Raw genomic sequence first — 22,842 nt, forward strand, 5'->3', positions numbered from 1 at the left:
CACCTGTCCCTTATCGCCGCAGGAGTCGCCGCCTTCTGCTCCGGTCAGCTGATATGACATGAATAAATTACCCACAACTTTATTGTCATATATAAATTTAAATACTGAGCTAAAACTATTAAGTAAAATGATTAAATAAAGTTGGGATCATTCAATTACTTTATTAAGTTAAACAGCATTCAAATGAACTTCAAAGTGCAGCGGAGCGGAAGGCGGTGACTCCGGGACGATTAGAGGGAAGCTGAGCCCCCACAGCCTAAGGCGAGGAGGCTCAGCAACCTCCGTCCGGAAAGCATTCGCCTGAAGCGCAGCGGAACGATGAAAAAAGCCTGAAACACTTCAAAAGTGTCTCAGGCTTTTTTTTACAGCATATACAAGGCAAGCATTAACCTGCCTGCTGTTTTCCCTGCTGCAGTTCGTACATTTGATAATATTTACCCCGATTTGCCATCAGCTCATCATGTGTGCCGCGTTCGACGATGTGTCCGCGGTCTAATACAAGAATCTGGTCTGCATTGCGGATCGTTGACAGGCGGTGTGCAATTATGAATGTCGTTCTGCCTGTTTTCAACGCATCCATCGCATGCTGAATGACTGATTCTGTTTCAGTGTCCACACTTGATGTCGCTTCGTCGAGTACAAGTACCGCCGGGTCAAAAGCAAGTGCTCTTGCAAAAGAGATCAGCTGCCTCTGTCCTGATGATAATGTACTGCCTTTTTCAATCACAGGCTCGTCAATTCCCTGTTCCAGGTTTGTCAGCACCTGGTCTGCACCGACAGCCTTTAATGCATCCTCTATTTTTTGTCTTGATATTCGAGGATCATTGAGGCTGACATTGGATGCAATTGTACCTGTAAAGAGATACGGATCCTGGAGTACAATCCCCATGTGATCGCGAATGGTTTGCCGAGGTAATTCTTTGATGTTTTGTCCATCAATGAGAATCTCCCCTTTTTGACAGTCATAAAAGCGGAACAGCAGGTTCATAATTGATGATTTTCCTGAACCGGTATGTCCGACAAGTCCGATCGTCTGGCCTGGCTGTGCTTCAAATGACAGGTTCTTTAATACATAATCTTCTTTTTTATAAGCAAATGACACATCATTAAATACAACGTGCCCTTTTAACCGTTCTATTCTTTCGTCCCTGACTTCTTCACCATCTTCGTCCATCAGCCCGAATACCCTTTTCCCTGCTACAAGCGCAAGCTCAAGATTTGCAAGCTGATTGACGATTCCTGTGACAGGCTGGAACAGTCTTGTCAGGTAATCAACAAACGCATACAGCACCCCGACAGTCACAAAGGATTCAGCCGTCAGTGCAGCACCACCGAAGTACCAGATGAACGCCACGAATGTCAGATTACGCAAAATGTTCACCAGATTGTGTGACATCAGCGCATTCAGATTCAGCAGCTTATTCTGAAACTGAAAATGTGTCGTATTCTTTTCTTCAAACTCTTCCTGGATCCGGCCCTCTCTTCTGAAAGCCTGGATAATACTCATTCCCTGTATCGCTTCATTAATAGAAGCATTGATTTCACTCACCTTTGATCTGACTGTCTGGTTGTAGACTGATGCATATTTACGATACAGCAGCATCCAGATGTATAAGATCGGGAGCAAAACCAAACAGATCGCAGCTAAGTTCGGATCAAGGATAAACAATGCAATGTAAATACCGGTAATATATACACCGCTATGGAAAAACTGTCCCAGCACCTGAACATACAGTTCCCGGATTGCTTCAGTATCATTTGTGATCCTTGCTACAACTTTACCTGCAGGCAGATTATCAAAATAATTGATCGGCAGGCGCTGGATATGATTGAATACCTGGGTACGCATTTTCTGAATAATTCTGTTTGCTGAGCGCTGCAGCTGGAATTCCTGACCGAAGTGAAAAATCGCAGCCACCACTGTTAAACCGAAGTAGAGCGCGACAAGCCAGAGCATTCTCGGGATCTCAGGTGTATAGAATGCAAACACCTCTCCTCTCGTCAGCTCTTCAGCAGGATAAGCTGTTGCCCCGTCACCTGATCCGAATATTAACTGACCGTCCTGATAGTTTCTTTCACCTTCCGCTTCAACCGGTTCATCCACAAAGTAAAAGTTCAGACCGATCTGGAAAATATGAGCCTGACTTTCACCCTGCTCACCATTATTTAAATAAGCTTCTCTTTTATAAAATGTGCCATTATATGACACTGCATCTTCTGTATTTCCTGTTTCCACCCATGTCTCTTCAATACCAAGAATATGATCATCAATCATTTTCTTCGCGATAAAGGGACCTGCGAGCTCAGCTGCAACTGAAATTGTCAGCATCACAAGCGCAATGAGGATCGTCTTTTTATACATCAGACCATATTGCCAGAGGCGTTTTCCCACACTCATGACTGCACCTCCTCTAACAGCGACTCTTCAACCTGCTGGCGCTCATACTGCTCAAAGTACCAGCCTTTCTTTTTCAGAAGGTCCTCGTGCACGCCTTCTTCCACAATCTCACCGTTATCCATGACAACAATCCAGTCTGCATGTTCAACTGCAGACAGCCTGTGAGTCGTGATCATCGTTGTCTTACCGTTCCGTTCATTTTTTATATTCTCTAAGATTGCTGCTTCAGTTTTGGCATCAACTGCAGATAAAGAATCATCAAGAATCAGCAGTGACGGATCTTTAATTAACGCACGGGCAATAGAAATCCGCTGCTTTTGTCCGCCTGATAATGCAACGCCTTTTTCTCCGACCATTGTGTCCAGACCATCCGGCAGCATCTCAAGATCCTTTTCGAAATGAGCCATCTTTATCGCTTTCATCAGCTCTTCCTCTGTCGCATCTTCAGCACCGAATAAAATATTGTCACGGACAGACTTTGAAAACAACACATGCTCCTGAGGTACATAGCCGACCCATGATAACAGCTGATCCTTTGTCAGATCATTTAATCCGGTGTTACTAACTGCAATTTTACCGTCTCCTGCCGGATATTCCTTCAGGAGCTGCCTGACGATTGTCGTTTTACCGCTTCCCGTTCTACCAACGATTCCAAGTGTCTGCCCCTGCTTCAGCCTGATGTTCAGATTTTTTAAGTTCTGAACATTTGAAGAAGGATATTGAAACGCTGTCTCACGGAACTCGATACTGTCCATTGAGCTGACTGCAGCAGCGTATGCAGGCTCTGCCACATCCGGCGTACTGCTCAATGTTTCATTTACACGATCCATAGAAGCGTTGCCGCGCTGCATAATATTGATAAGCTCTCCAATTGCAAACATCGGCCAGATCAGCATCCCAAGATATACATTAAACGAGACAAGCTGACCAAGCGTAATCGCCTGATTAAACACAAGGTATGCACCATATCCAAGGCCAATCATATAACTGATCCCTGTCAGCACTTTTGTCAGCGGATTAAAGAGCGAATCAATAAACGATACGCGGATATTTTTCTGATACACATCCTCCGTATGCTGATGAAACAGCTCTTCATCCCGCCGCTCCTGCACATATGCCCTGATGACCCGCACGCCGGCAATTGATTCAAGTACACGATCATTTAAATCCCCAAAAGCATCCTGGGCGACCATGTATCGCTCATGAATTTTTTTACCGAGGATTTTCATGACAAAAGCAAGGATTGGCAGCGGCAATACTGCCGCAAGCGTCAGCTCCCATGAAATTAAAAATCCCATTGTTAAAAGAATGGTCAGCATATACGCCGTGGAATCAATGAGCGTTAATACACCGAAGCCGGCAGTAACAGATACCGCCTTTAAATCATTTGTTGCCCTTGCCATCAGGTCACCGGTTCGGTTTCTTTCATAAAAGCCGGGCGTCATCTGAAGAAGCTTCCCCATGAACATGGATCTCAGACGGCGCTCAATCTGGTGTGCACCACCAAAAAGCAGATACTGCCATACATAGTTCATGATATAAGTCACGACACCAATTCCAGCAAGGATCAATAAATAACGGATTAACAAATCCTGTGTCAGCTCACCCATAAAAATATCATCAATTGCCATCCCGACCAGAAATGGCGGAACAACTTCAAATAAATTAGCAATCAATAATAGACCAATTGCAACGGTATAACGTTTCCAGTGTTCTTTAAAAAACCAGCCGAGCTTAATAAAAATATCAAACATATCTGAGTACCTCCTTTATTCCGGTTCGAGTCAGGCTACCCACTATCCAAAGCCTTCTTGTAACCTGCCATTAACATGTCTGTGTACATTCTTTTCATCTCCATCATTCCTCCTGAAAGTAATATGTATGAAAACAGATCAACTGTTATCAACTAAAAAATGGCAACAAAAAAGCATACTCCGCCTGTAAAAAAGCAGAGTATGCTTTAAAAAAAGGCGCTGACTGCATACGCAGACAACACCTTTACCAGTCAATCAATCATTCAGATCGTCAGAAAAAAGTTCGCTGCGTGATATTCAGTTTTGCAGAATATTCTTTACGTTTGATGATGATCATGACACACAGCTCCTTTCTGTACGATTTTTGTCCATTCTTTGAACATCATTAGAATAAACTACCATCTGAAGGTTGTCAATATATTTTTCAGAAATCATTGAAGATTTGCTCAGCACATTTCCTGAACTTTTTATTTGCAAAATAAACGAAAGCTGGTTTGCAGGGTCCTCCTATGGGTATCTTACTATTAAATACAAAGTTTTTATTTATGACGAGGAGGCGTTACCATGTTACGTACAATTCTAATGATCATCGGTGCAATTGTTGTTATTTTCTTCTTAATTAATCTGATTGGTTAATCATGAAGTAATCAAGGATCACACTTAATAACTACGCTGCTTACATCATTATTTTTATCGGTATCTTATGATTATTAATTATATTCTCCCAATGTTTTAAGTAGCACGTATCAGAACCCTGAAAAACAGGGTTCTTTTTTATGCGCTTTCTACTGCAAAACCGCTTCATTTCCCACTTCTTCCCCATTTTCCGATATACTGATTACAGGACGATCTTAAAGGATGAGTGCATATGGCGCGACAAAGAAAAATGAATATTACTGAACTGATGGAAGCGACAGAAAGTCTGCTTTTAGAAAAAGGCTATGAAGGCTTTCACTTCAAAGCCCTTTCAGAGCGCCTTGACGTTGCCAGAAGTACAATTTATGAATACTACAAAAATAAAGACGAACTCATCGCTGACTATATGACCAATTTAATGGATCAGGTGATGAAAAAAATCGACCGGCTCAGCCAGCAGCCTGATGCATTTCTGACGCTGAAGGATCTGCTTTATTTGTTCATGGAATACTCTCAGGTGTATGACATGATTAAGATGAGACCTTCCCTTGATAAAAGTGCCTCTTCTCAGGTGAGAAAGCAGCTTGAACAGCTCGATGCACAGTCAGGCAGACTCTTTCAGCTGTTGATGATGCTGATCGAGAAAGCTAAAAAAGAAGGCTCAATCAGAGCAAACCTGCCGTCTACACTCATTGCCGGTGTATTCTTTCAATCTGTTTTAATTCAAAACACTGAGGGAATACCAAAGGAAGAATGGGCGGAAATGTTATTTGATATGATCGAAAACGGGATTACTCCCTGATAAAGGAGCGGTATGATGACTTCTATCGTATGGATCAGAAAAGACCTGCGGCTTCATGACAATCCAGGTCTGTATCACGCTGCAGAAGCCGGCAAAGTATTGCCGGTTTATATTTTTGATGAAGACGAAAAGATTGGTGCTGCTCAAAAATGGTTTCTTCACCATGCACTTGAATCTTTTCAGAAACGACTGGATTCTGCCGGGGGCAAGCTATTCATTGCCAAAGGAAATCCTGAAAAAATTCTTAATCACCTAATTAAGGAATACGAAATTACTTCTATCCACTGGAACAGACAGTATGAACCCTCCGTTTTTAACAGGGATCGCGAAATAGGCGAAGCACTTCATGACCAGGGGCTTGATGTGAACACTTATGAAGGAAGACTTCTACTTCCACCGTGGGATGTGAAAAAGAAAGACGGTGAACCTTATAAAGTTTTCACTCCTTTTTATAAAGCGCTCCAGAAACATGAAGTTCCACAGGCGCTTCCGTCGGTCAAAAAGGTGGATCCTGTTTCATTTAAAAAGAAGGACTCACTGTCACTTGATGATTTAGAGCTGCTTCCTGAGATCGACTGGACAGGCGGAATGGAAAAGAGATGGACGCCTTCTGAAGAAGCAGCAGTCAGACGCTTCCAGGCTTTTATGGATAAGAAGCTGAAAGTATATAAAAAGGAACGGGACTTCCCTGCTGCAGAGGTAAGTTCAGCACTATCCCCTTATTTTGCGCTCGGTCTGCTGTCAGCCAGAAGTGTGTACCATTCAATTAAAAAGAATGCTGAAGCTGCCGGAGAGCCTTTTATCAGACAGTTGGTGTGGAGGGATTTTGCCTACTCACTGATCACTCATTTTCCTGAAACGGAAACAGATCCGATGAATGATCAGTTCAAAGATTTTAAATGGATGAATGAAAAAAATCAGTTTGCTGCATGGAAAAAAGGCAAAACCGGTTTTCCAATTGTGGATGCAGGCATGAGAGAGTTATGGTCAACAGGCTATATGCATAACCGTGTCAGAATGATTGTGGGGTCTTTCCTGACAAAAGATCTGCTCATACACTGGAGAGAAGGTGCTGACTGGTTTGACGATACGCTGGTTGATGCTGACGTTGCAAATAACGTTATGGGTTGGCAGTGGGTCGCCGGTTCAGGAGCAGACGCCTCTCCTTTCTTCAGGATCTTTAATCCCACAACCCAGTCAGAAAAATTCGATCCTGATGGCGACTATATTAAAAAATGGGTGCCGGAACTGAAAACAATGCCTGCAAAACATATCCATGATCCCTCAGGTGCGCCGGATGACGTGCTTGAAGAAGCCGGCATTGTGATTGGTGAAGATTATCCTGAACCGGTTGTTGATCACAAGGCAGCAAGACAGCGGGCGCTGGATCGTTATGATGATGTGAAGAAGTCATGATAGAAAAACAGCTCACCGGGGGCGGAGTTGAGTGGTTTATTTTTTGAATCCTTATAACCGTTCCCCTGCACCATATAAAAAAACCGTCCCAATTACTTCTGGGACGGTTTTTTCGACTCCTCATCTTTCATCACTGAGTTCATGCCTTTTTTAAATTCGTAAAGTGTTTTTCCGGCTGTTTTGCCAAGCTCAGGCAGCTTTGACGGACCAAACACGATAAGAGCAACAAACAGGATAATTAATATTTCTCCAAATCCGAGGTTCATTGTACACTACCCCTTCTTTTCTTCTTGCTCTCAGTATACATCTTTTTTTGTAAAATGCGAGTGGAGATATTGTGAATTACGCTTCCCCGCGCTGTTCTTTAATTTTTCGTTTCTTTTCAGATTCTGATACGAAAAGTGCGACTGCTGCATCACCTGAGATATTGATCGCTGTTCTGGTCATATCAAGTATTCTGTCTATTCCTATAATTAATCCGATACCGGCTACAGGAAGGTTGACTGATGTTAATACCATTGCCAGGAGAATCATTCCCACACCCGGCACACCGGCAGTTCCAATACTTGCTAGTACCGCGGTCAATACAACGGTCAGCAGCTCTACAAATGTCAGGTCAACCGCATATACCTGAGCGATGAAAATCGTCGCAACCCCCTGCATGATCGCTGTACCATCCATATTAATTGTAGCGCCGAGCGGCTGAACGAATGAACTTGCAGGTTTTGACACCTTCAGCTCTTTTTGTGCAGTTTCCATTGAGATCGGCAGTGTTGCGTTACTCGATGATGTACTGAATCCGACTGTCATGGCAGGGAAAAAGTTTTTATAGAACCAGATTGGACTCTTCTTTGCCAGGAACATAATGATTGAGCCGTAGGTAATCACTGCATGAATGACAAGCGCAAGTAATACGACAAGCACATACATTAAAATACTCTGCAATGAATCAAGTCCTGCTTCTCCAAGTGCTGAAGCAATCAACCCAAAAGTGCCATAAGGAGCAAACTTCATGACGATTCCAACGAGGAACATCATGATATCATTCCCCTGTTCAAACAATTGATAGATGCCCTTTGTTTTTTCGCCGAGTACAGTAATTGCAAACCCGATAAATATAGCAAATGCAATGATTTGCAGCATATTGCCTTCAGCCATTGCCATAATAGGATTATCAGGAATAATATTCAGCAGTGTCTCACCTACAGAAGGTGCCTCACTTTCCTCAAATTCAGCTGCATCTTTTTCTTCCTGTGTAAACAGTGAATCACTCCCAGGCTGAATCACAGATGCCAGTGTCAGTCCGATTGTGATGGCTATTGCCGTCGTCGTCAGGAAGGTGAGAATTGTTTTTACACCCATTCTGCCAAGTTTTTTCGTATCACCCAGGCCGGCTACTCCAAGCACAAGTGAGAAGAAAACAATTGGCACAACGAGCATATTAATTAACCCGAGAAAAATTTCACCCAGCGGATTAAATAAATATGTATCCAGCGTACTAAACAGATCGGATGCGAATATATTTAATACAAGGCCGACAATAATACCGAGCACTAAGCCGATGAGTATTTTAGCTGTCAGATTTATTTTCATACAGTGTCCTCCATTCATACATGATAAGCAAACTGCTTTTTAATCTATACCCCCATCAATTTACCTGCTAACCACTCAGAAATCAAATAATGCGCGGGAAAACAGGTCTATGTGCATATATTTTTTGAAAGATGGGTATAGTGAATTATGTAAGACGAAATGAAAGGAGCTGTTCGTATGGCCGATCGATTGATTTATTTTATATCAGCAAACCATGAACGCAGCTCAATCGCTGAAGGATGGGCCTCACGTCTTTACATTCCCGGGACTGTTTTTAAAAGTGCGGGATGGGCAGGGGCCAGGAAGAACCCTTTCACTTTACAGGCAATGCAAGAAATCAGTATAGATATAGCATCGATTACACCGTATCGCATAAGTGAAAGCGACCTCAGGAAAGCGGATGTGATTGTCCTTATACAGGATCCGGAAAAAGATGAAGCGATCAGTATTCACCCTTCTTTTTCGGATAAAGTGATCAATTGGAATATTGTGAATCCGGCTAAGCGCGCAGATGACCCATTTATAAAATGGGCCATGTTTCAGGAAATTTGTGATGAAATCGCGCTTAAAATCCGCGAACTTGAAAAAGATCTCTCAGCATCAGCTGTGTAATCCTCTGCCTGGAAGCAGAGGATACTTTTTTATTCTGAAATCAGGACGGCACGAACAGGACTGCCATCCCCGTCTTTAATTTTCAGCGGCATGGCAATCAGCTGATAACTTCCCGATTCCACCTCATCCAGCACGATACCTTCTAAAATATTGATATCCTGCTGATGAAGCGCGTGATGAATCGGGAGCGGCTTGCTGTCAAGATGGTCTACAGATGGCAAATCCACCCCGATCAGGTTAATCCCCCGGCTTTTAAGATAAGCCGGCACCGCTTCATTCATCACAGGAATACTTTCAGGAAACTCATTACGATTTCTCCAGGCAGTGGTTTTAAATAATACTGCTGTTATCCCATGACCCTTAAGCTCAATATGTTCTCTGGTGATCTCATCTATTCCCGTACAATCAATTACTTCTGCTTTTGCAAAATAACGATTTAAATCTAGTTCATCAGTCGTTTTTCCATTTTCATCATAATGAAAGGGTGCATCAATATGGGTACCCATATGTGTGCTCGTTTCGATTTTACCTACATTCACTGACCCGCTCTCTTCCATCGGCCAGGCCACTTCGTAATGAAAAGGCGTATCTCCTGGCCAGTTTGGTGTTTCGCTGCTAAGCATCATTGAAATATCAATCAGTTTCATATCAACAGCTCCTTACGCAATGACATTACGTTCATTAGAATAGTGTTTATACGTTTCCTCTTTCATAATCCTCCTGATTAACTGCATTGCTTCATAAAGATCTTTATAACTTGTATAAAAGGCTGCCGGTGCAAGACGGATGATGTCAGGCGCCCTGAAATCAGGGATAATTCCTTCTGCTTTCATCGCTTTGCAAATACCGGCTGCATACGGGTGCTGAAGCGCGATATGTCCGCCTCTATCCTCATCAGCTGATGGTGTCACTTTTTTCATTCCAAACTGCTGCAGCTCTTTTTCCACAAAAGCAGCAATGTATCCGGTCTGATGTAACGACTTTTCTCTCAGCTTTTCAATCCCCGCTTCTTCAAAAAGCGCAAGACTTCCGATCAGTGGTGCAGTTGATAAAATATTCGGTGTACCGATCTGATAAGCGCCTGCTCCATCTGCTTTTGTAAAAGTATGCGCCATATCAAACTGCTTTTCTTTATCAGAGCCGAACCATCCTTTTAATCCCGGCATATGATCGTGATGCTTTTCATGAATGTATAGTCCACCTGTACCGCCGGGACCATTATTCATATATTTATAGTTACACCAGACAGCAAAATCAACGCCCCAGTCATGCAACTGATGCGGAACAGCCCCAATCGAATGAGCGAGATCAAACCCGACAAGTATCCCCTTTTCATGCGCGCGTTTAGTAATCTCTTTAATAGGAAGAAGCTGGCCGCTGCGGTATAACACAGATGGTAATAACAGGACTGCTACTTCATCTGTACACACACGGTCAATATCCTCGACTGTTAATGTGACACCATCTTCTGAAGCTGCTTTGATTAATTGTTCTTCAGGGTTCAGTCCTTTTAGTGATATCTGACTTTGAAGTGCGTAAATATCAGATGGAAAATTTAATTCATCTGCTGCAATTTTCGTGCGCTTTCCTTCCGGCTGATAAAAGGTTGAAAGCATCTGATGCAGGTTCACAGTGATAGAGCCCGTCACAATCACTTCAGAAGGCTTTGCCCCAATTAATGGTGCCGTCTTATCACCAAGTGATTCAGATAGGGTAAACCATGGATGTTCACCTTCCATCCACCCTTCGATCCCATATTTTCTCCAGCTGCCAAGCAGATCCATTACAGCCTGTTCTGCTTTTTTAGAAAGCAGCCCGAGTGAGTTGCCGTCGAGATAATACTGACCTTTTTTTATGTAAAATTCATCACGGAACGCGGCTAATACATCCTTTTCATCAAACTGTTCTGCTTCATTCAAATCAAATGTGAAACCCATTATAAAGCCCCCTATAGTACATAATGATTGAATTAATATGATATTATCATACAGGAAAGCACATTGATTTGCGAAGTCAGGAGGAAGAGATCAGGTGCACAAAATCAGAATCGGATTCATTGTGATCCTCATCCCTATCCTGGTCATTGAACCGGCCATCTCAGCGGCAGTATTGTACATACTCCCTCTGATTATCTTGCTGTCTATGAATGCGGCAATTACGCGCGACCGCATCCAAATGCTGAATATGGCAATTTTAATATCCCTTTTGTATCTGATCGGCGTTTCTGCTGAATCTTATATCATCAGGCTGATCGCCATTATTTTTATTCTTTTTACAATGCGGATCATTACTTATCAAAATGGAGGTTAATCACATGCAAAGAATACAATTAGCAACTGATTTATCTATTTCAAAAACAGTACATGGCATGATGCACCTATCAGGCTGGAACCTGTCAAAGGAAGAACGTCTGTCACTGATCCAGGAAGTCATGGAAACGGGCATTACAACGTTTGACCATGCAGATATTTACGGAGGGTATCAATGTGAATCACTTTTCGGGGAAGCGCTGGCACTCGAGCCTTCTCTCCGTGAAAAGATGGAAATTGTAACAAAGTGCGGGATTGTACTGCAATCACCTAACCGTCCTGCACACAGAAGTCATCATTATGACACGAGTAAGGCACATATACTAAATTCAGTGGAACAGTCATTAAAGAACCTTTCAGTCGAAGCGATTGACCTGCTATTGATTCACCGGCCAGATCCATTAATGAATCCGGAAGAAACAGCAGAAGCATTTGATGAATTACACCGTTCAGGAAAAGTTAAACACTTTGGTGTTTCTAACTTTAAAAGAAGTCAGTTCAACATGCTTCAGTCGTATGTCGATCAGCCGCTTTGCACCAATCAGATTGAGCTGAGTCCTTATCATCTGGAGAATTTCGAAGATGGCACACTCGACATGACAATCGAAAAGAAAACACCTCCAATGGCGTGGTCTCCGCTTGCCGGCGGAAAGATTTTAACGGGTCAGGATGAAAAAGCTGTCAGAATTCGTGCAGCGCTTCAGGAAGTTGGCGAAGAAATCGGTACAGACCAGCTGGATGAAGTGATTTATGCATGGCTCTATACCCATCCTGCCAACATTTCTGTCATTGCTGGATCCGGGAAAATCGAGCGGATCCAATCCGCTGTGAATGCACAGAAATACCGTATGGATGCTCACCAGTGGTTCACAATTTATCAGGCAGTCCTTGGTCATGATGTCCCTTAAGTGAAATCAGCTAGTAAAAAATTTGCTGACTGTGGTAGAATATAGGCAATTAAGATGAGAATGGAGGAAATCTGATGGGGTTATGAACCTGAACTGTATACGTGTTCGATTTGTCAAAGGCAATAAGGCTCAGAGTCAAGCTCTAATCGGAGCCTCCATTCTATCCGGATGAACTCTGATGCCTATACACTAACATTCACAGGAGGTGGAAGAGAGCTTTCCGCTTAAGGGAATGCTCTCGCATCATTGGAGATAGACAATTTAATTTTGGTCGTTGTTTTACTTGCATGTACTGCATTTTTTGTAGTTTCTGAATTCTCTATTGTAAAGGTGAGGTCCACGCGGATTGATCAGCTGCTTGAAGAAGGACATCCAAAGGCTGCTAATGCAAAAAAAGTAATGGATAATCTGGATGAATATTTATCTGCGTGCCAGCTTGGCATTACCGTTTCTGCATTGGCACTCGGCTGGATCGGTGGACCGGTCATCGCAGCGATGATCGCACCGTTATTTGCAGGGTTTGACCTATCATGGACACCGGCTTTATCTTTCGTACTGGCATTTTCACTGATTACATTTCTGCATGTTGTCATTGGGGAACTGTCGCCTAAGATTATTGCTATTCAACAGGCTGAGAGAATTACATTAATGTTTGCATCGCCATTAATCTGGTTTTATCGCATCCTTTATCCTTTTATCAGATTTTTAAATGGATCAGCGCGCCTTTTGACAGGAATGTTCGGCTTAAAGCACTCTTCTTCAAACGATGCTGCGCATTCAGAGGAAGAATTACGCATGATTCTTTCTGAAAGCTTGAAAAGCGGTGAGATTAATCAGTCAGAATATAAATTCGTAAATAAAATTTTCGAATTTGATGAGCGTGTTGCAAAAGAAATTATGGTACCCAGAACAGAAATTGCAAGTGTGGACAGCGGCCTTACGCTGCTTGAAGTATTTGAAGTCATGAAAGAAGAGCAGTATACACGTTATCCTGTCACTGAAGATGGTGACCGGGATAATATTATCGGAATGATTAATATGAAAGAACTGATGACAGCATTTATTGAAAATCAGGAAAATGGAAAGCGCACTGTATCTGAGTTTACTCACCCGATTATTCAGGTAATCGACAGTATTCCGATCCATGAGCTGCTTCATAAATTCCAGAGAGACAGAATGCATATGGGTATCTTACTCGATGAATATGGCGGCACATCCGGTCTCGTGACAATGGAAGATATCATCGAAGAAATTGTCGGTGAAATTCAGGATGAGTTCGATGCTGATGAGATCCCTGATGTTCAGCAGATTAATGAGCATCATTATATACTTGATTCCAAAGTGCTTGTTCAAAGTGTAAATGAACTGCTCGATATTGATATTGATGAAGAAGATGTTGATACAATCGGCGGCTGGTTCATGACACGGAACTTTAACGCTGAGGTCGGAGATGAGATCTATGAACAGGGTCATGTGTTCAGAGTGAACGATGTAGAAGGATACCACATTCTCTACCTTGAAGTCTGGAAGCTGTCTGAAGAAGAAGTCTCTGAGGTTGAAACCACTCCTTCCCCTGCTGTCAGAACGACGGAAGCATTGTAAACTGAACCCAAATTATACAATACAGTTTGTATTTTTAAGTAAAAATAGTGTAGCGGAGCGTAAGGCGGCGACTCCGGGACGAATAGAGGGAAGCTGAGACCCCACAGCCTAAGGCGAGGAGGCTCAGCAACCTCCGTCCGGAAAGCGTCCGCCTGAAGCGCAGCGAAACGGGTACAAGAGCCAGAGACAATATTGTCACTGGCTCTTTATTTATTTCAGATATCGTAATGAAATAATCATTGCTTAAACGGGCAGGAGACGGTAAAATAAACGGGTATAAAAAAACAGATTTTTTAACGCTTTGTATTGCAGGCATATTTTTTGCGCATTGCAGTCAGGGCATTTTATTTGAATGTTAGTGCAAGCGATTGCATTAAATATGGAGGTGCCAATAGATGAAGAAAATTTGGTGGAAAGAAGCTGTCGGTTATCAGATTTATCCGAGAAGTTTTCAGGATTCAAACGGTGACGGAATCGGCGATTTACAGGGAATTGTACAGAGACTTGATTATGTAAAAGAGCTTGGAATTGATGTGATCTGGATCTGCCCGATGTATCAGTCTCCAAATGATGATAACGGATATGATATTTCTGATTACCAGGCAATTATGGATGACTTCGGCACAATGGAAGATTTCGATACGTTATTGAATGAAGTGCACAAGCGCGATATGAAGCTGATCATTGATTTTGTTCCTAACCATACAAGTGATGAGCACCAGTGGTTCATTGAGTCCCGCGAATCCAAAGACAGCCCGAAGCGTGACTGGTATATCTGGCGTGACGGTAAAAAAGATAAGTCAGGCAAGACGATTGCCGAGCCGAATAACTGGGAAAGTATTTTTGGCGGTTCTGCATGGGAATACGATGAAAAAACAGATCAATACTACCTTCACGTTTTCTCAACCAAGCAGCCTGATGTAAATTGGGAAAACCCCGAGGCAAGACAGGCGATTTATGATCAGGTGAATTACTGGCTTGATAAGGGAATTGACGGCTTCAGAATTGATGCAGTCAGCCATATTAAAAAGCGCAAGAAATTCCCTGATCTGCCAAACCCTAAGAAGAAAAAGTATGTATCTTCTTTTGACATGCATATGAATCAAAAAGGAATCCAGCCTCTTCTAAAGGAATTTAAGGATAAAACATACGGCCAGTATGACGTGATGACCGTCGGCGAAGCAAATGGTGTATCCATTGATGAAGCAGACCTCTGGGTTGGAGAGAAAAAAGGCAAAATGGATATGATCTTCCAGTTCGAACACCTTGGACTGTGGGATGCTGAAACAAACCTTCAGCTTGATATCGTTGAGCTGAAAAAAGTACTGACCAGATGGCAAAAAGGCCTTGAGAACAATGGCTGGAACGCTTTATTTATTGAGAACCACGACAAGCCGCGTGTTGTGTCTACATGGGGTAATGATGATGAGTACTGGTATGAAAGTGCAACGTCAATGGCTGCGATGTACTTCCTGATGCAGGGTACACCTTTTATCTATCAGGGGCAGGAAATCGGTATGACAAACGTTCAGTTTGATTCAATCGATGATTACGATGATGTATCTGCGAAGAACCTTTACCGGATCCGCCGTGAAGATGGTGTGCCGCACGATGATATTATGCGCATTCTGTGGGCTTCTTCACGTGATAACAGCAGAACGCCGATGCAGTGGTCAAGTAAAGACCAGGCTGGCTTTACTACTGGCTCCCCATGGATGAAAGTGAATCCAAACTACAAAGAGATTAACGTTGAAGACCAGCTGAAGGATGAAGACTCAGTCCTGTCATTCTATAAGCGTATGATTGAAATGAAGAAAAACAATGAATTATTTACGTATGGCACTTATGATCTCATTCTTGATGAACATCACCAGATCTATGCTTACACAAGAACGCTTGAAGATGAGCAGGTTGTGATTTTCACAAATCTTTCTACAAAGGACGCAATTTGTGATGACCTTGATTTTACATTAAGCTTTGACAAGCTGATGCTGAATAATCTTCCTGTTACGACGCATGATGATACTTCAACAATTGTATTGAAACCTTATGAGGCAAGAGTATACAAACTTAATTAATACATGATGAGCCAGGGACAAACGTGTCTCTGGCTTAATTTTATTAAGTCCTCTCACCCTCTTAGCGATTCCTGCATTAATTTGAACTATTATCTGAATTCTTTTCATTTCATTCTTGTCAATTTAGTGAAAGTAACCAGTAAAAGAGAGTTTAATCAAGAATAAAAGACTATAACTCTATTTTATGCGCTTTCATTATCTTTTTTATTTTAGGCAAATCGTGCTATAATTCTCCTCGTTATAAACGGACCTGACTTTTCTGAGAGTGAAAAGTCGCAAAAATATATATTTAAAGGAGAGATTTTCAAATTGGATTTAACTAAATATAAGCAGGAATGGTTCGGTAACGTGCGTGGGGACATTATGTCCGGTATTTTAGTGGCTCTCGCACTGATCCCTGAAGCCATTGCCTTTTCAATCATTGCGGGTGTTGATCCGATGGTTGGACTTTATGCTGCCTTTTGTATTGCCGTTGTGATTGCATTTATCGGCGGACGTCCCGGTATGATATCAGGTGCCACTGGTGCAATGGCACTTCTGATGGTAACACTTGTTGCTGATCATGGATTGCAGTATTTATTCGCTGCTACGATTTTGACAGGATTTATTCAGCTGATTATGGGTGTGTTAAAGCTTGGCAAACTGATGAGATTTATTCCGAATTCCGTTATGATCGGCTTTGTGAATGCACTTGCGATTTTAATTTTTATGGCACAATTAGAGCAATTTGAAGGTGCAGGCTGGACGATGTATGCGTTAGTGGCAGTATCACTTGCCATCATCTATCTGGTTCCAAGGTTTTTCAAAGCGATCCCTTCCCCATTGATTGCAATCATTGTGGTGACTGGTTTTGTCATGGCAACAGGTGTTGGAACAAAAACGGTAGGAGATATGGGAACGATTTCTCAGACGCTTCCTTCTTTTCTAATTCCGAATGTACCATTTACACTTGAAACGCTGATGATTATTCTTCCTTATTCGATTTCACTAGCAGTAGTCGGCCTGCTTGAATCACTGCTGACAGCTCAGATTGTTGATGATATGACGGATACACCGAGTGATAAGAATAAAGAAGCACGCGGTCAGGGAATTGCGAATATGATTACTGGCTGCTTCGGCGGTATGGCAGGCTGTGCGATGATTGGACAGGCTGTGATCAATGTGAAGTCAGGTGGGCGTGGCCGTCTTTCCTCCTTTACAGCAGGAGCGGTTCTGCTCGGTCTGATTATGGTACTGACAGATGTTGTTGTACAAATTCCGATGGCAGTACTCGTCGGTGTCATGATTATGGTATCAATCGGTACATTTGACTGGGGTTCACTGACTCGTCTCCACAAAGTGCCAAGAACAGACGCTGCTGTTATGATCGTGACAGTTGCGACTGTTGTAATCACGCATGACCTGTCAAAAGGTGTGCTTGCCGGCGTGCTTCTAAGCGCGATTTTCTTTGCTGCTAAGATTTCAAAAGTACACATTGATAAAGAAATTGATGAAGCTGCATCACAGATTACGTACCGTGTTGAAGGACAGATCTTCTTTGCTTCTGTAACTGATTTTGTGTCTGAGATTGACTTTGATCCTCAGGGCATGGATACAGTTGTTCTTGATTTTACAAAAGCTCATCTTTGGGATGATTCAGCCATCAATGCTGTTGATAAAGTGGCAATCAAGATTCAGCAAAATGGTGCTGAAGTAAAGTTAACAGGTTTAAATAAAGAGAGTAATGAGCTGGTTGATCAGCTATCAGTATATGATCAGCCTGATGCAAAGGTATCAGGACATTAAACATTTTCCCGGATGTTATATCATCCGGGATTTTTATATTCATAATAAATGATCAAAATATTCACATCATTAATTGAAGGCGCTTTCTTATTCGTTTATAATAAATTTACCGTTAGATGAATGGAGTCGATCTGAATGAAAATGGATCAATTGCTTCAGCGTTTAGAAGAGGTTTCGTCACGTGAGGAAAAGCCCGGCGGTATTCAAAACTACTTTATTTTAGGACTTGGAATAGGTGCAGTCATGCTACATATGCTTTTATAAGTAAAGCTTTCCGGACATTTTCCGGAAAGCTTTTTAATTTTGCTTCTCCCCAAAATCCGATAATTGGTCTGCCGAATCTCTCAGCATCTTTCTGATTCTCGGACTCGTTCCTTCAGGCAGTTCATTCAGCGGGAAAAAGTCAGTCTCGATTGTTTCAATCCCATCAGCTTTCAGCTCTCCAGTCACATCTTTTGTATAATACACAACTGTGACTGCAAAAAATTCATCACCATTTGGCAGCTTTACGTGGTAGTCCTCTCCGGATAACACCGTTACAAGCTCAAGCCTGCCTATCTCAATACCTGTCTCTTCTTTTACTTCCCTTCTCGCAGCATCCTCAGTAGATTCTCCAAGTTCAATTAATCCACCCGGAAGCCCCCACACGTCATCCGGTCTTTTTTGCAGGAGAATATTGCCTGATTCGTTAAAAGCCAGCACTGCCACACCAACAAGATTTACCGGGTCGTGACCGATTTTTGCTCTTATATTCTCTATGTAACCCATTTTTATCCACTCCTTATGGGATTGATTATAACGTATTTATTTTAATTTAAAAAACAGTCCCGCAAAAGTGCGGAACTGTTTTTTGTTTATCGTGCAGCGACTGCGCTTAGATCTTTTGCAGCTTCAACTACGCGCTTAAAGCCTTCTTCTTTAATTTCTTCTGAACGGTCAACGTACTGGTTGTGACCTTCAATGATCACATCAGTCTGCTGCTGGATACCAAAAAAGCCAAGTGCATTTTTAATAAAGTTAACGCTCATTTCAGCACCTTGCATTGCCGGCGCAGAGTAGTCTCCTCCTCTTGCATTTAGCAGGATTGCACGCTTGTCACCCATTAATCCCTGAGGTCCTTCAGCAGTATAGCGGAATGTCTCCCCTGCACGGAACAGGTAGTCCATATACGTGTGCAGCACTGCCGGTACAGTGAAGTTCCAGAGTGGGAACGCAAAAACAATGACATCCGCCTGTTTGAAGCGTTCAAGGTGGCTGTTGGCAATTGTCAGTACTTTGCTTTCAGCGTCAGTTAATGGTGCACTCTCTGCTGATTTGAATTGTGCAGCAAGGAAGTCCTGTCCGATATACGGTAGTTCTTCATTATATAAATCAACATGGTCGACTGTAATCTCTTCATTATTCTTGATTTCTTCCAGGAATAAATCATGCATTTTCGCAGAAACTGACTGGTCTGATGGACGATTGTTTGCTTTAACAACTAGTACTCTCATGATGTAAAAACTCCTTTTTGAAAAAATTTATTACTGTTTACGAAAGTCATATTCTCATTTATCTCGAATACAGGCTAATTTTAAACAAAAAAACAGATCAATTCAAATGATCTGCTTAACTTGTCTATTCAACCTGCTTTTTATATACCCCGCGGCCACTGCATGTAAACAAAAAGGCCTTCTGATTCAATACTGTTTCGAAATGGACCGTTCTTCCCCACAGTTGATAGATATAGTGCATAACCTTTTCAAGATATTGAACGTCCAGCTCTGTTCCTTCGTAGGCATGCCTGATATATAGTTCTCCATTTTTCATATAATCCCCGTCTTCAACATAAAGACAAGGGAAACCACCGTTGACTCTGGACTGTACAAGCTCATCTCTCACCGCTTCAAAATCTTTATCTGTAATTTTGTAGTCCTTGCCGAACTGCTGGAATAAATACAGGTCTTCCTGTCTTGAAAATTCCTTCGTAAAGTAGTTTCTGATAAACGACTGGTCCGACTCAAGCTCACGTATTTCAAACAGTTTTTTCTTCGCTTTCTTTTCGTTTTCTTCCTTCTTCTCGATATCCTGCAGCAGCTTCAGACCAAGATAATATGGGTTGATTGATGTTTTTGACGGCTGAATGACACTTGCATTTAACTTTGCGTATTCAATCGTTTCTTCCTCTGTCAGCGGCAGCTCCCGCATGATTTTCTGATGCCAGTACGTTGCCCATCCTTCATTTAAAATCTTCGTCTCAAGCTGCGGCCAGAAATACAGCATTTCTTCCCGTACCATTGTCATAATGTCCCGTTGCCATTCTTCAAGCTCTTTACTGTGGGACTGAATAAACAGCATTAAATCTTTTTCCGGCTGTTCGGGGAAATTTTTCTTTTTTACCGGTTCATTCTTTTCAACGTCTTCATCCCACAAATCACTATAAGGCTCTTTTGATTTTATTGGTTTTGATTCCTGCACCGGCAGTTCTGATTTGAACAGCAGAGGATCAATATGTTCTTCAATCGCTAATACAGCATTTAAGAAATCCTCTACTTTTTCTACACCAAATTGTTTTTCATACGCTTTGATCCGCTCTGACGTTGCACTCATCTGCTGGATCATATCCCGGTTTGTTTTACTAAACCGTACATTGTTTTTAAAAAAATCACTATGCGCAAGGACGTGGGCAATAATGAGCTTATTCTGGATCAGTGTATTTGTATCAAGAAGAAATGCATAGCATGGATTTGTATTCACAACGAGCTCATAGATTTTACTCAAGCCAAGGTCATACTGCATTTTCATTTTGTGATACTGTTTTCCAAAACTCCAATGGGAAAAGCGCGAGGGCATTCCATATGCACCAAATGTATAAATGACAGATGCGGGACAGATCTCATAGCGCATCGGATAAAAATCTAGACCGAACCCTTTAGCAATTTCAGTTACTTCACCGATTGTTCTGGCTAATACTTTTGATTCCATTCACGTCCCCCCTTCCTATACTCTATTCTTTACTGAAACATCTCATTCTCATTAATTTTTAATCTCCCTCCCCCTGTCTTCTAAGATTCCCCAGGTAAGATAAAATCAAGAACAAAATAAGGAGGCGTCAAACATGAACAGAAAGTTAATCGGTGGAACCATTGCAGGAGCAGTCATTTTGGGAGGAGCATTCGGGGCAGACGCGTTAGCTGATCAGTTCAAAACAGTCGGCATCCAGGATCAGGCTGAGCGTACAGAAAATGCGCAGGCAAACTCACCCGTACAGCAAAATCAAGATGAAAACCTTCTCACTCTTGAAGAAGCGAAAGAGAAAGCTCTGTCTGAATTTGAAGGTGTTGTAGAGAGCATTGAGCTCGAACGTCAGAACGGCAGAATGGTATATGACATTGATATTGATAACGGACCTGAAGATGTGGACCTTGATATGGATGCAGTGACCGGAGAAGTACTAAGAAGTAAAACGGACTGGGATGATGACGATGACAGAGACTCAGATGTAAACAGTAAGGACCTGCTATCCAAACAGGAAGCACTGGATATTGCAACAGCTGAATTCACCGGAAAACCGGAAGAAATCGAGCTGGATGATGATGACGGCAAAATGATTTATGAAATCGAACTGAAGAATGGTGAACAGGAAGCTGAATTTGATATCGATGCAGTGACGGGAGACATCCTTAATATGGAGTTTGATGATTAAAAAAACTGAGCACGGGACAATCGCGTCCCGTGCTCTTTAAGTGTTTTACTCCACTTTTGGCAGATGCTTACCGCAGCAGTGAAGTGAGCCACTTTTAGTTAATCTCCGCTACAATCTTTCCTTTTACTTTTCTCGTTTCAAGCTCTTCCAGTCCTTTAGGAACTTCTTCGAGTGAGATTACCTGCTCTACAAGGCTTTTTATTTCTCCTTTAGCAAGCAGTTCAACCAGATGATCACCAATTGATTTCAGCGTTGCTTCTTCATCATGATTTTCTGATTGATACACACTGCCAAGTGCTACATGGTGAAAAGAAATCGGATGTGCGAATGAAATCGATTCATTCATTTCAGGCTGACCGGCAATAAAGGCGATCTGTCCATTATAGGCAAGTGCTTCAAGTGATTTAGTCGCATTTTCCCTTCCGACTGTATCAAGTACATAGTTCACACCCAGGTCATCTGTGTATTCTTTTGTTTTCTGAACAAAATCTTCCTTGTTATAGTCAATCGCGAAGTCTGCACCCAGCTGCTTCACATGATCATGATTCTCTTCTGAAGCAGTCGTAATGACTGTCAGCCCCGCATATTTTGCAAGCTGAATGGCAAATCCGCCTACTCCGCCAGCTCCTGCATGAATCAGAATCGTTTTGTTCTTTTGAATATGAAGCTTATAAAACAACGCCTGATAAGCCGTATAGGCAGCCACAGGCAGTGCAGCTGCATCAGTAAAAGATACGCCCTCAGGAAGCTTGGATACTGTACGCGCTTTGGCAATTGCATACTCTGCAAATGCGCCTTTCTTAGTCATATCTGCCAGAAATACAACGCGATCTCCCTTGTCAAAGCCTGTAACACCAGCCCCTGTTTCTTCTACCTCACCAGCTGCATCAAGTCCCAAAATATGCGGGTACGTCCAGGCCGGAGAACCATTTTGACCGGTTTTATAATCAACAGGATTCAGTCCCACAGCTTTCACCCTTACCAGAATTTCACCTTCTGCAGGCACCGGCTTTTCTATCTCCTCTACCTGCATCTCACGCCATTGTCCTTTATCCTTTAAAAGTAATGCTTTCACGTCACATTCCTCCTTCTATCTTTCTTTGATGTTACCCATTATGTAAGACAAATAATCTGAGAGTTGATTTTATCATGCAGCTAATGAGCGACCTACTAATTTGCCTGCAAAAAAAGATAAGACAAAAATGCCTTATCCTCTAACTCGTTTCGCTGCGCTTCAGTCGGACGCTTTCCAAGCGATGGTTGC

At 42.3% G+C, this 22,842-nt stretch carries 20 protein-coding genes; 10 read left to right on the forward strand and 10 right to left on the reverse strand.

The features are described 5' to 3' along the window. Positions 1–385 precede the first annotated feature (385 nt). Together UFB30_RS12690 and UFB30_RS12695 are read right to left on the reverse strand one after the other, a co-directional pair. Entirely contained in the window at positions 386–2,398 is a 2,013-nt protein-coding gene (locus UFB30_RS12690; protein ID WP_322422066.1) for an ABC transporter ATP-binding protein, read from the reverse strand. Beyond that, positions 2,395–4,152: an ABC transporter ATP-binding protein gene (locus UFB30_RS12695; protein WP_322422067.1), complete on the reverse strand. Its 1,758-nt coding sequence runs from the start codon at positions 4,150–4,152 to the stop codon at positions 2,395–2,397. Before UFB30_RS12695 ends, UFB30_RS12690 begins: the two co-directional genes overlap by 4 nt. Positions 4,153–5,020: 868 nt before the next feature. Between UFB30_RS12695 and UFB30_RS12700 the strand changes: the two genes are divergently transcribed. Next, positions 5,021–5,590: a TetR/AcrR family transcriptional regulator gene (locus tag UFB30_RS12700; protein ID WP_322422068.1), complete on the forward strand. Its 570-nt coding sequence runs from the start codon at positions 5,021–5,023 to the stop codon at positions 5,588–5,590. Between the two features lie 15 nt (positions 5,591–5,605). After that, the gene (locus UFB30_RS12705; protein WP_435390887.1) at positions 5,606–7,006 is read left to right on the forward strand and encodes a cryptochrome/photolyase family protein; all 1,401 of its coding nucleotides are present in this window, start codon (positions 5,606–5,608) and stop codon (positions 7,004–7,006) included. Positions 7,007–7,098: 92 nt separating this feature from the next. On the opposite strand, the gene UFB30_RS12710 is transcribed toward UFB30_RS12705, so the two are convergent. Both UFB30_RS12710 and UFB30_RS12715 read right to left on the reverse strand, forming a co-directional pair. Further along, positions 7,099–7,272: a twin-arginine translocase TatA/TatE family subunit gene (locus tag UFB30_RS12710; protein ID WP_322422070.1), complete on the reverse strand. Its 174-nt coding sequence runs from the start codon at positions 7,270–7,272 to the stop codon at positions 7,099–7,101. Between the two features lie 76 nt (positions 7,273–7,348). Further along, entirely contained in the window at positions 7,349–8,599 is a 1,251-nt protein-coding gene (locus UFB30_RS12715; RefSeq protein WP_322422071.1) for a dicarboxylate/amino acid:cation symporter, read from the reverse strand. Positions 8,600–8,776: 177 nt separating this feature from the next. On the opposite strand from UFB30_RS12715, the gene UFB30_RS12720 reads away from it, so the two are divergent. Next, on the forward strand, positions 8,777–9,211 hold the full coding sequence (locus tag UFB30_RS12720) for an arsenate reductase/protein-tyrosine-phosphatase family protein (RefSeq protein WP_322422072.1): 435 nt from the start codon (positions 8,777–8,779) through the stop codon (positions 9,209–9,211). A 29-nt stretch (positions 9,212–9,240) separates the two neighbouring features. Here the strand turns inward: UFB30_RS12720 and kynB are convergent, their stop codons facing one another. Together kynB and kynU are read right to left on the reverse strand one after the other, a co-directional pair. After that, positions 9,241–9,858, reverse strand: a complete 618-nt coding sequence (gene kynB / locus UFB30_RS12725) for an arylformamidase (RefSeq protein WP_322422073.1) — start codon at positions 9,856–9,858, stop codon at positions 9,241–9,243. A 12-nt stretch (positions 9,859–9,870) separates the two neighbouring features. Next, positions 9,871–11,148, reverse strand: a complete 1,278-nt coding sequence (gene kynU, locus UFB30_RS12730) for a kynureninase (RefSeq protein ID WP_322422074.1) — start codon at positions 11,146–11,148, stop codon at positions 9,871–9,873. 94 nt (positions 11,149–11,242) lie between these two features. Between kynU and UFB30_RS12735 the strand changes: the two genes are divergently transcribed. The 6 genes from UFB30_RS12735 (at position 11,243) to UFB30_RS12760 (ending at position 18,157) form a co-directional block, all read left to right on the forward strand. Continuing rightward, the gene (locus tag UFB30_RS12735) at positions 11,243–11,521 is read left to right on the forward strand and encodes a hypothetical protein (protein WP_322422075.1); all 279 of its coding nucleotides are present in this window, start codon (positions 11,243–11,245) and stop codon (positions 11,519–11,521) included. Between the two features lie 4 nt (positions 11,522–11,525). After that, positions 11,526–12,428, forward strand: coding sequence for an aldo/keto reductase (locus UFB30_RS12740; protein WP_322422076.1), 903 nt, complete (start codon positions 11,526–11,528; stop codon positions 12,426–12,428). Between the two features lie 246 nt (positions 12,429–12,674). After that, positions 12,675–14,030, forward strand: coding sequence for a hemolysin family protein (locus UFB30_RS12745; RefSeq protein ID WP_322422077.1), 1,356 nt, complete (start codon positions 12,675–12,677; stop codon positions 14,028–14,030). Positions 14,031–14,425: 395 nt separating this feature from the next. Continuing rightward, the gene (locus UFB30_RS12750; protein ID WP_322422078.1) at positions 14,426–16,108 is read left to right on the forward strand and encodes a glycoside hydrolase family 13 protein; all 1,683 of its coding nucleotides are present in this window, start codon (positions 14,426–14,428) and stop codon (positions 16,106–16,108) included. 309 nt (positions 16,109–16,417) lie between these two features. After that, positions 16,418–17,893 (forward strand): SulP family inorganic anion transporter, encoded by a 1,476-nt coding sequence (locus UFB30_RS12755; protein WP_435390888.1) that lies wholly within the window; start codon positions 16,418–16,420, stop codon positions 17,891–17,893. Between the two features lie 135 nt (positions 17,894–18,028). Further along, a complete protein-coding gene (locus UFB30_RS12760; RefSeq protein WP_322422079.1) occupies positions 18,029–18,157 on the forward strand; it encodes a hypothetical protein in 129 nt (42 codons plus the stop codon). A gap of 33 nt (positions 18,158–18,190) precedes the next feature. On the opposite strand, the gene UFB30_RS12765 is transcribed toward UFB30_RS12760, so the two are convergent. The 3 genes from UFB30_RS12765 to UFB30_RS12775 form a co-directional block, all read right to left on the reverse strand. Then, positions 18,191–18,661, reverse strand: coding sequence for an NUDIX hydrolase (locus UFB30_RS12765; RefSeq protein ID WP_322422080.1), 471 nt, complete (start codon positions 18,659–18,661; stop codon positions 18,191–18,193). Positions 18,662–18,747: 86 nt separating this feature from the next. Then, positions 18,748–19,386, reverse strand: a complete 639-nt coding sequence (locus UFB30_RS12770; protein ID WP_435390889.1) for an FMN-dependent NADH-azoreductase — start codon at positions 19,384–19,386, stop codon at positions 18,748–18,750. Positions 19,387–19,510: 124 nt separating this feature from the next. After that, positions 19,511–20,857: a SpoVR family protein gene (locus tag UFB30_RS12775; protein WP_322422081.1), complete on the reverse strand. Its 1,347-nt coding sequence runs from the start codon at positions 20,855–20,857 to the stop codon at positions 19,511–19,513. 133 nt (positions 20,858–20,990) lie between these two features. Here UFB30_RS12775 and UFB30_RS12780 point away from each other — a divergent pair, with 133 nt between their 5' ends. Continuing rightward, positions 20,991–21,578 carry a PepSY domain-containing protein gene (locus UFB30_RS12780; RefSeq protein ID WP_322422082.1) on the forward strand — a complete coding sequence of 196 codons (588 nt, stop codon included), beginning with the start codon at positions 20,991–20,993 and terminating at the stop codon, positions 21,576–21,578. Between the two features lie 94 nt (positions 21,579–21,672). On the opposite strand, the gene UFB30_RS12785 is transcribed toward UFB30_RS12780, so the two are convergent. Continuing rightward, positions 21,673–22,653, reverse strand: coding sequence for a zinc-binding dehydrogenase (locus UFB30_RS12785; RefSeq protein WP_322422083.1), 981 nt, complete (start codon positions 22,651–22,653; stop codon positions 21,673–21,675). Positions 22,654–22,842: the final 189 nt, after the last annotated feature.

Origin of the sequence: Jeotgalibacillus haloalkalitolerans (assembly GCF_034427455.1) — a bacterium.
Taxonomy (GTDB): Bacteria; Bacillota; Bacilli; order Bacillales; family Jeotgalibacillaceae; genus Jeotgalibacillus; species Jeotgalibacillus haloalkalitolerans.

What these genes read in the sequence shown, in the direction of transcription:
- UFB30_RS12690 (WP_322422066.1), bottom strand. Translation starts at nt 2,398, where the DNA reads ATGAGTGTGGGAAAACGCCTCTGGCAATATGGTCTGATGTATAAAAAG.
- UFB30_RS12695 (WP_322422067.1), bottom strand. Translation starts at nt 4,152, where the DNA reads ATGTTTGATATTTTTATTAAGCTCGGCTGGTTTTTTAAAGAACACTGG.
- UFB30_RS12700 (WP_322422068.1), top strand. Translation starts at nt 5,021, where the DNA reads ATGGCGCGACAAAGAAAAATGAATATTACTGAACTGATGGAAGCGACA.
- UFB30_RS12705 (WP_435390887.1), top strand. Translation starts at nt 5,606, where the DNA reads ATGACTTCTATCGTATGGATCAGAAAAGACCTGCGGCTTCATGACAAT.
- UFB30_RS12710 (WP_322422070.1), bottom strand. Translation starts at nt 7,272, where the DNA reads ATGAACCTCGGATTTGGAGAAATATTAATTATCCTGTTTGTTGCTCTT.
- UFB30_RS12715 (WP_322422071.1), bottom strand. Translation starts at nt 8,599, where the DNA reads ATGAAAATAAATCTGACAGCTAAAATACTCATCGGCTTAGTGCTCGGT.
- UFB30_RS12720 (WP_322422072.1), top strand. Translation starts at nt 8,777, where the DNA reads ATGGCCGATCGATTGATTTATTTTATATCAGCAAACCATGAACGCAGC.
- kynB (WP_322422073.1), bottom strand. Translation starts at nt 9,858, where the DNA reads ATGAAACTGATTGATATTTCAATGATGCTTAGCAGCGAAACACCAAAC.
- kynU (WP_322422074.1), bottom strand. Translation starts at nt 11,148, where the DNA reads ATGGGTTTCACATTTGATTTGAATGAAGCAGAACAGTTTGATGAAAAG.
- UFB30_RS12740 (WP_322422076.1), top strand. Translation starts at nt 11,526, where the DNA reads ATGCAAAGAATACAATTAGCAACTGATTTATCTATTTCAAAAACAGTA.
- UFB30_RS12750 (WP_322422078.1), top strand. Translation starts at nt 14,426, where the DNA reads ATGAAGAAAATTTGGTGGAAAGAAGCTGTCGGTTATCAGATTTATCCG.
- UFB30_RS12760 (WP_322422079.1), top strand. Translation starts at nt 18,029, where the DNA reads ATGAAAATGGATCAATTGCTTCAGCGTTTAGAAGAGGTTTCGTCACGT.
- UFB30_RS12765 (WP_322422080.1), bottom strand. Translation starts at nt 18,661, where the DNA reads ATGGGTTACATAGAGAATATAAGAGCAAAAATCGGTCACGACCCGGTA.
- UFB30_RS12770 (WP_435390889.1), bottom strand. Translation starts at nt 19,386, where the DNA reads ATGAGAGTACTAGTTGTTAAAGCAAACAATCGTCCATCAGACCAGTCA.
- UFB30_RS12775 (WP_322422081.1), bottom strand. Translation starts at nt 20,857, where the DNA reads ATGGAATCAAAAGTATTAGCCAGAACAATCGGTGAAGTAACTGAAATT.
- UFB30_RS12780 (WP_322422082.1), top strand. Translation starts at nt 20,991, where the DNA reads ATGAACAGAAAGTTAATCGGTGGAACCATTGCAGGAGCAGTCATTTTG.